The organism is Selenomonadales bacterium (assembly GCA_017442105.1).
In the GTDB taxonomy this organism is placed as follows: Bacteria; Bacillota; Negativicutes; order RGIG982; family RGIG982; genus RGIG982.
Map to the genome: position 1 here is coordinate 1 of JAFSAX010000220.1, position 8874 is coordinate 8874.

9 protein-coding genes and 1 other RNA gene are annotated in these 8874 nt (G+C 48.8%); 8 read left to right on the top strand and 2 right to left on the bottom strand.

Annotated features, from left to right (window positions below; all coding sequences use genetic code 11):
* Together IJN28_08345 and IJN28_08350 are read right to left on the bottom strand one after the other, a co-directional pair.
* A partial coding sequence (locus IJN28_08345; GenBank protein MBQ6713776.1) for a hypothetical protein occupies positions 1-201 on the bottom strand: 201 nt, incomplete at its 3' end.
* 142 nt (positions 202-343) lie between these two features.
* Positions 344-1576, bottom strand: coding sequence for an LL-diaminopimelate aminotransferase (locus IJN28_08350; protein ID MBQ6713777.1), 1233 nt, complete (start codon positions 1574-1576; stop codon positions 344-346).
* 207 nt (positions 1577-1783) lie between these two features.
* Between IJN28_08350 and IJN28_08355 the strand changes: the two genes are divergently transcribed.
* From IJN28_08355 to IJN28_08390, 8 genes are all read left to right on the top strand, one after another.
* Positions 1784-2980, top strand: coding sequence for an MFS transporter (locus tag IJN28_08355; GenBank protein MBQ6713778.1), 1197 nt, complete (start codon positions 1784-1786; stop codon positions 2978-2980).
* A gap of 51 nt (positions 2981-3031) precedes the next feature.
* Positions 3032-3724 carry a gamma-glutamyl-gamma-aminobutyrate hydrolase family protein gene (locus IJN28_08360; GenBank protein MBQ6713779.1) on the top strand — a complete coding sequence of 231 codons (693 nt, stop codon included), beginning with the start codon at positions 3032-3034 and terminating at the stop codon, positions 3722-3724.
* A 112-nt stretch (positions 3725-3836) separates the two neighbouring features.
* Entirely contained in the window at positions 3837-4583 is a 747-nt protein-coding gene (locus tag IJN28_08365) for an alpha/beta fold hydrolase (protein MBQ6713780.1), read from the top strand.
* 1 nt (position 4584) lies between these two features.
* Positions 4585-4980, top strand: coding sequence for a PaaI family thioesterase (locus IJN28_08370; GenBank protein MBQ6713781.1), 396 nt, complete (start codon positions 4585-4587; stop codon positions 4978-4980).
* A 2-nt stretch (positions 4981-4982) separates the two neighbouring features.
* Positions 4983-7379: a ribonuclease R gene (rnr, locus tag IJN28_08375; protein ID MBQ6713782.1), complete on the top strand. Its 2397-nt coding sequence runs from the start codon at positions 4983-4985 to the stop codon at positions 7377-7379.
* A 21-nt stretch (positions 7380-7400) separates the two neighbouring features.
* Entirely contained in the window at positions 7401-7871 is a 471-nt protein-coding gene (smpB, locus tag IJN28_08380; GenBank protein ID MBQ6713783.1) for an SsrA-binding protein SmpB, read from the top strand.
* Between the two features lie 120 nt (positions 7872-7991).
* Positions 7992-8336: a transfer-messenger RNA gene (ssrA, locus tag IJN28_08385) on the top strand.
* A gap of 325 nt (positions 8337-8661) precedes the next feature.
* The coding region (locus IJN28_08390; protein ID MBQ6713784.1) for a hypothetical protein at positions 8662-8874 on the top strand (213 nt) is incomplete at its 3' end.

Sequence of the window (8874 nt, forward strand, 5' to 3'; positions counted from 1 at the left end):
GGCACGATCTGCATAATGCGGGTCATACATAAACTTAATATGATCTATCTGTTTGTTGATCGGTTCGTCTGTCGGATTGGTAAATGTGCATCGAATATAATAGGTGTCCTTTTTTTGATACGTGTCTACTGCAAGGGTAAGCGCAGACAACGCTTGTTCGGATGATGTGTCTGCTTCCTCTGCCCATACGCACGGCATCATAGCCATCATCCATATACATACCGTCAATATCAATCGTAATCACATGTCCGTTCCCTCCCGAGTATCGTTATTCACATTATAACATTTTTTATGTGGTGCCAAAACAAAAAACGCTCCTCGTTATGAGGAGCGTATCTTTTACTTACAGGGAGAGGCGCGTTTTGATGCGTTCTACTGCTTTGATGGTGTTTTCTTTGTTGCCGAATGCGGTCAAACGGAAGTAGCCTTCGCCCGACGGACCGAAGCCTGCGCCCGGAGTACCGACGATGTGTGCTTCGTTGAGGAGTTTGTCGAAGAAGCTCCACGAATCCATGTTGTTCGGTGTTTTGAGCCAGATGTACGGAGCGTTGACGCCGCCGTAGAAGGTGAGGCCTGCTTCAGCAAGACCTTCACGGATGATCTTAGCGTTTTCCATGTAGTAGCCGACCATAGCTTGTACTTGTTTTTTGCCTTCTTCTGTATAGATGGCAGCCGCACCGCGCTGGGTGATGTACGGTGTGCCGTTAAATTTCGTCGTCTGACGGCGGTTCCAAAGACGGTTGAGGGATACTTCCTGGCCGTCTTTCGTTTTGCCCATGAGTTCTTTCGGAACGACTGTGTATGCACAGCGCGTGCCTGTGAAGCCTGCATTTTTGGAGAAGGAGCGGAATTCGATAGCAACTTCGCGTGCGCCTTCTACTTCGTAGATGCTGCGCGGCACGTCTTCTTCGGTGATGTATGCTTCATAAGCGGAGTCGAAGAGGATGATGGAGTCGTTTTCTTTTGCATATGCGACCCATGCTTTGAGCTGGTCTTTGGAGAGCGTCGTACCTGTCGGGTTGTTCGGCGAGCAGAGGTAGATAAGGTCTACTCGTTCGGACGGGAAGGAAGGAACGAAGCCGTTTTCAGCGGTGCATGGCATATATGTTACGCCTTCGAACATGCCGTCAACGATGTTGCCTGTACGGCCTGCCATGACGTTCGTGTCAAGGTATACAGGGTATACAGGGTCGGTGATGGCAACTTTGTTTTCGAGACCGAAGATCTCCTGGATGTTGCCGACGTCACATTTAGAGCCGTCGCTGATGAATACTTCATCTTCAGCGATCGTGATGCCGCGTGCTGCGTAGTCATGTTCGATGATCTGCTGGATAAGGAAAGCATAACCTTGTTCCGGACCGTAACCGCGGAAGGTTTCTGCTTTTGCCATTTCGTCAACTGCTTGGTGCATTGCTTCGATGGAAGCAGGTGCGAGCGGCTGCGTAACGTCACCGATACCAAGACGGATGATGTCGGCATCTGGATGTTCTTCTTTAAATTTGTTAACGCGGCGAGCGATTTCCGCAAACAGGTAGCTACCCGGTAATTTTAAGTAGTTTTCGTTTACTAAAGCCATTGTAAGTCTCCTTTCGAATTTCAAGATGACATTCTAAGTTTTATTATACAATGAATCGTCTGTATCGTACAGATGTAAATGAGAAAAATTCTACCTTCTTGTCAGATTCGAGGGAGCTGTGACGGAGTGGATAAGAATCTTGTTGTTATTTGGACGCAGGTGGAGTAAAATGGTACTGAAATATTGATTATCTTGGGGTTGATATCCATGGAATGGAAGAAGAATCTGGCTGTTCTTACGCTGGGTATGGTGTTTGCGTCGGTCAGTTATACGATGATCATTCCGTTTTTGCCGCTGTTTTTGTTGGAACTCGGTGCGACGGAGGAGTCGGTCGCGCTGTGGTCGGGGCTGGTGTTTTCTTCGACGTTTTTGGTGGCGGCTATCATGGGGCCTGTCTGGGGCAAGCGCGCAGACCGTTACGGAAAGAAAAAGATGGTGCTTCGGGCAGGGTATTGTCTGGCTGTTGTATATATCTTGGGTGCACTGGTGGAGAACCCGTATCATCTTTTGGGGATGCGCATTTTGCAAGGGTTCGCGAATGGGTTCGTGCCTGCGGCGTTGGCGATCATTGCGACGAATGTGCCGAAAGAGAAACTGGGGTTCAGTATGGGGCTGATGCAGGGTGGACTTTTGGTCGGTACGATCGTCGGGCCTTTGTTCGGCGGTGTGCTGTCCGATCTGTTCGGGATGCGTATGTCGTTCGTGGTGGCAGGGGTCATCATCGGTGCGATCACGGTTTTGGTGACGTTCGTTGTGAAGGATAACAGCAAGGCCGAGCAGACGGTCGTTACGTCGATGAGGGAAGATATGCGGATCGCGCTGACGAATCGTCGTGTGCGTGATATGCTTGTTTTGCTTTTTATGCTGCAGATGGGTGGGCTGATGCTTCAGCCTATCATTACGCTCTGCGTCGATGCACTCAATCCGACGGGAGATGCGTTCGGCGGTACGGTGGTAGCATCGGGTCTGGTATTCTCTTTGATCGGTATCAGCGGTGCGGTCAGTGCGCCACTCTGGGGGCGATACGGACAGAAGTTCGGCTATTATCGTGTGTTGGTATTAGCATTTGCGGGAGCGGGTATCGTACATATCATACAGAGCCAATCAGATTCGTTGACGATGTTTTGTATGATGCAGGCGATCATAGGTCTCTTTATCGTTGGGGTACAGCCTGCGCTCAATGCGATCATGGTCAGTTCGACAGATGCCGATTTTCATGGGCGAGTGTTCGGTATTGCGACGACGTTCAATCAGCTCGGGTGTATGGCAGGGCCTCTTGTCGGCGGTGTGCTGAGCGGTATTGTCGGTAATATGGCTGTGTTCGCTTGTGTGGGATTGACGCATCTTGTGACTGCTATGGTAGTATTCTGCCGAGAACGCAGTCAAATATTAGAAGGAAAATAGGCGGACGATCGTACGGCCTTCTTGCATATGATATGGCAGGAGGGATATGGTATGAAACGAATTCCGATCATCGGTGTAACGGCAGGAATTGATGAATCGGGACGCGCGGTCGTCGCGGAATCGTATATACGTGCGATTCGGTCGGCGGGCGGTCTTGGTATTGTTATTACTCCTGTGGAGCGGGAATATGAAGCATGGTATCAAGTGCAGGCGATAGACGGACTTGTGCTAAGCGGTGGCGGTGATGTCAGTCCGCTTCTCTTTGGAGAGGAGCCGCATCATGGTATCGGTCGCGTTGACAGGATGCGTGATGTATGGGAGATGGCGTTGTGTCGATTGGCTGTGAAGGGCGGTAGATCGATACTTGGTATCTGCCGAGGGATGCAGGTGATGAATGTTGCGCTTGGCGGCGATGTGTATCAGGATATTGCATCGCGGGCGGATACGATCTGTCATCAGCAGACGAGTGCACGCAATACGACATGGCATACCATAAGGCTCATAGAAGGCAGTCGGCTGGGAAAGATATTCGGTAAAAGGATCGCGGTCAACAGCTATCATCACCAAGCCGTACGGCGCATCGCAGATGGACTAACGATTACGGCGGTGGCAGCGGACGGTGTGACGGAAGCGATAGAAGGCCGGGACGGATGGCTCGTCGGTGTGCAGTGGCATCCCGAATCGTTATCCGAGATGAACCCTCTGTGGCAAGCGTTTGTCGAAGCGGCGGTCGGAACAAAATAATAGGAAAATATTTCATTTTGTTTTAGCGAATTGTTTTGAAACAGATGTAAAAATGCTATAATATATAGATGGATAGATAATTACACGTAATACGAATTACGGAGGAAACAGTATGATCGTTCAAGAAGGGGCAGAATCGTTCCTCCTCAGAGGAGGACGGCGCGGTGTGCTTTTGATTCACGGTTTCACAGGCTCAACATCTGAGGTGCGTGAGCTGGCAGAAGCACTCCATAAACAAGGCTATACCGTATTTGCTCCGCGTCTTGGCGCGCATGGGACATCTCCGAAGGAGCTGGAAGCGACCTCGTGGCACGAATGGTATGCAACGGTCGAAGATGGGTACAGGATATTATCCCAGCTGTGTGACGAGATCATGGTGGCAGGTCACTCGATGGGCGGTCTGTTCGCGATCTTGATCGCATTATCGTTTCCTGTCAAACGTATAGCTGTGCTGTCTGCGCCTATCAAGGTGCAGGACAAACGCGTCGAATATCTTGGGCTCGTCAGTCTTGTTGCTCGTTTCTTTACGAAGAAAAAACGGAAGAAAGATGTACCGTATTTCAATTATTCTGTCATGCCGCTCAAAAGTGTGCAGAGCTTGATGGCGCTCATTGATACGGTACGGCGAGAATTGCCGCGCCTTGATAAGCCGATACTTATCTTGCAGTCGCGGCGAGAACATACGGTCGATCCTGTCAGCGCGCAGATCATCTATGATGAAGTCGGCTCGAAGGACAAGAAGCTCCGTTGGCTCGAGCGCTCGGGTCACAGCATTGTGACCGATCAGGAACGCGAATTCGTATTTCGTGAAGTCATCGTATTTTTTAATCAATCTGAAACAGAAAAGGAGAGTATATAACATGGCAGAAGATGCAAATAGATGGTGTTTCGCTTGCGGACCCGATAACCCGATCAGTTTAAAATTGAAATTCCGTGAAGAAGGTGACCGTTACTGTTCGGACTTCGTAGGACAAGAAGTTCATCAGAGCTATGACGGTATCGTACACGGCGGTATCATCAGTACACTTCTCGACGAGATCATGGGCGGATACATGTATTACAAAGGGCATAAAGCCGTAACAGCTAAATTGGAGATCCGCTACCGCAAACCGACCCCGATCGGTCAGCACCTCAATATTCAGGGCTGGATCGTAGGTAATCGTGGTACGATGTATGACCTTGCTTCGCAGATCACACTCGATGACGGTACTGTTACTGCAGAAGGCAAGGCGAAGATCGCCTTGATCGAGGGCTGATCATGACGATCAAGCAGAGACTGCTGGCATTGATGGCAGAACGGTCATATCGTCCGAAAAATGCAGAAAAACTGGCAGGGCTTCTCGGACTTGGCGGCGATGACTTAAATGAGCTGTGGCGTGTACTCGATGAACTGTTGGCGTGTGGTATTATCACAGAAAACCATGTTCATAAGTACGGATTGCCGCAACAGATGAACCAAGTCGTCGGACAAGTACGCATCAACAGTAAAGGATTCGGTTTCGTCATCGCAGACGACAGCGACCCGAACGAACGAGATATTCATATCAGCGCAGACAAACTGCACGGTGCAATGAACAATGACCGCGTCGTGGCGCATATCGACAGGCCATCTACACAAGACAAAGCAGGCGAAGGTGAGATCGTTCGCATCATCGAACGCGCCAACAAACGTGTTGTAGGTGTATTTCATCGTGCGCGCAAAAACGGATTCGTAACGCCGCTTGACAGTCGTATTCGAGAAGACATCTTCATCTCGGCAGAGGCGATCGGCGATGCACAAGACGATGCTCACGTTGTCGTAGAACTGTCTGTATGGCCGACTGACTTTCAGCGGGCGGAAGGACGCATCATTGAAGTGCTCGGATACACGGGCGATGTCGGACTTGATATCCTCGACATTATCAAAAAACATGACCTGCCGCTTGAATTTCCACAAGAAGTACAAGACGCGGCAGACAAAGTGCCCGAAACGATCGACGGTGAATCGACAGACGGACGACGCGACTGTCGTGACCTTACGCTTATCACCATCGACGGTGAAGATGCCAAAGACCTTGACGACGCCGTCTATGTTGAACGTATAGAAGGCGGCAACTATCGACTCGGTGTCTATATCGCCGATGTCAGCTACTACGTCCGCGAAGGCAGACCGCTCGACACCGAAGCATATGCGCGCGGGACAAGCGTCTACCTTGCCGACCGCGTCATACCGATGCTCCCTAAACGATTATCAAACGGCATTTGCAGCCTCAACGCAGGCGTAGACCGTTTCTCCATGGCGGCAGAAATGGACTATGATACCAGCGGCAGACTGCTTCGTTATGAGATCTTCCCGGCCATTATTTGCGTGCGTCATCGCATGACATATACGGCAGTCAATCAGATACTCGTAGACAAAGACGAAACTGTTCGTGCACAGTATACTGGCATACTTCCCATGCTCGAAACGATGGAAAAACTCCGCAATATCCTTCGCAATAAGCGAATGATGCGTGGTGCCATCGACTTCGACCTGCCTGAAGTCAAAGTCGTACTCAGCGATACTGGCAAACCGACAGCAATCAAAAAAAGGATCCGCAACCTCGCGGAATCTATCATAGAAGAATTCATGCTCGCGGCGAATGAAACTGTAGCAGAGCATATGGAACGCAAAAATCGTCCATTCCTCTATCGCGTGCATGAACTTCCCGACTCCGAAAAACTCGAACGACTCAATAATCTTCTTCATGCATTCGGCAAAACGATGCCCAAAGAAAAGGGCGAGATCAAACCTGCTACTATGCAGAAAGTCCTCGCATCCGTTGCGGGGGAACCCGAAGAACGCATCGTCAGCACCGTCATGCTTCGTTCCATGAAGCAAGCACGCTACTGCCAAGACAACCTCGGGCACTTCGGCTTGGCGGCAGAATACTACACGCATTTTACTTCGCCGATCCGTCGCTATCCCGACCTCATCGTCCATCGCCTTTTGCGTGAAGATATGAAACGACAAAGGCTCAGCAAAAAACGACGCGAAGAACTCGAAGCACAGCTTCCCGAGATAGCAGAACAGACCTCCATCCGTGAGCGTGTAGCCGCCGAAGCGGAAAAAGATACCGTAGAACTCAAGCTCGTCGAATATATGAGCCAATTCATCGGTGAAGAATTCGACGGAACCATCAGCGGTGTCACAGCCTTCGGTATATTCGTCGAACTCGAAAACGGTGTAGAAGGCCTTGTTCGCATGACCTCGCTTACAGACGACTACTACCTCTATGCGGAAGACAAATATATGCTCATCGGCGAAAGAACAGGCAAGACCTTCCGATTGGGCGACCCTCTCCGTATCATCGTCGACAAGACCGATATCGCGGAAAGAACGATCGACTTCCTCGTCGTCGGTATGACAGAAGAAAAAAGACCGGCATACTATAAACGCCGCACAAAAAGCAGTATCAAACAGCTTGCCTCCGCCAAACAGAATCGCAAGAAAAACAAAGACGTCATCAAACGTCATCCTGCCGATGATGCGATCGTGCAAGTTATCGAAGATGAGCCGTTTTGGGAACCATACGCGCAGAAGAAGCGTAAAAAGAAAGCAAAATCACTTGCCCCGCACAAAAAGCATCACGGAAAATCACACTCGCACAAGAAAAAAGGAAAAAAGAAAAAATAAAAAACGAAAGGGGGCGTGCCGATGGAAACGAAAAGCAGCATCAAAATCGTAGCCGAAAACCGCAAGGCGCGTCATGACTATCATATCCATGAAACGTACGAAGCAGGCATTGCCCTGACAGGAACAGAAGTCAAATCGCTTCGTGCAGGCAGAGCCAACCTCAAAGACAGCTATGCCCACGTCGAAAACGGTGAAATGATGATCAGCCAAATGCACATCAGCCCGTACGAACAAGGCAACATCTTCAACCATGAGCCCATGCGTAAACGCAAACTCCTCATGCACAAAAAAGAGATACTCAAGCTGTTCGGCAAAACGAGAGAAAAAGGATACTCCCTCGTACCGCTCAAACTCTACTTCACGCGCGGCAAAGCCAAACTCCAGATCGCTCTTGCATCCGGTAAAAAGAACTATGACAAACGCCAAGACATCGCCGCACGCGATGCCAAACGTGACATGGAACGTGCTATGCGTGACCGCCAGAAGTTCTAAGAATAGATGATGATTTGTTGCATAAACTAGAAAAGATAACAGAGGTAATAGCAATAAAGCAAAATCTGTCAGTTGCGAAAATATCACTGCTATGCTATACTAACTGATACATCAAACAACGGGGGCGTAAAGGTTTCGACAGGGACCGTTGGAGTATGTAAAGCGAGCCGGGATTCCATCAGCCCGTAATACGGTGGGTTTAAAGTAAACGCAAAAGAAAATTACGCTTTAGCAGCTTAATGCTAAGGTCTTACCCTCCTTTTCCTACGGGGCGGGATAAGACCTCAAACAGTAGGATACTGTAAGCTCAATTCTCGGAGAGCTTACGGGAAACTTCATCGAGATAGTGCATCGTCAGCCCGTCTGCGGGCGGCCGACGCGCGAAATCCAAAACGCAGACTGCGCTCGGAGAAAAGCATATAACAATGTTTCTGGACAGGGGTTCGACTCCCCTCGCCTCCACCAATCAATAGCACGTAAAAAGTAAAATTAAAAAAAGACCGCACTCGGCTTAACTTTACTGGCTATGTGCGGTCTTTGTTCATGATAACTAGGATAATCGTTGAATTAGTATAGCACATTTTGTTAATTATATAATGGCAAGATGAGTCTAGACATGTTGAGATATATAAGGAGTGGATAAGTAGATGCGGTACATGATGATGATTTATTATGTATCTGGTAAGCGTTTGCTATGAAAACGGACGTACAAAGAATCCAGTTAGATGACTTAATAAAATGATTATGCGATAAAATTTCTCGTGTAATATTGCTAAGAGAGGATATCATAATGAATAAAAAACAGAGTTCTATTCTACAGTATAATGATGACATGATGAATCGAATGCATAGAACAACAACAGATACGTGGAGGAAAGTAAATAGGATGAATGAAAATCCATTTTCTGCACCAGACTCTGTGATAGCGCAACTTTCTAGAGCAAATAAATTAGATCGGAACATATTTTCTGCACCAGATTCTGCGATAACGCGGCTTTCTAGA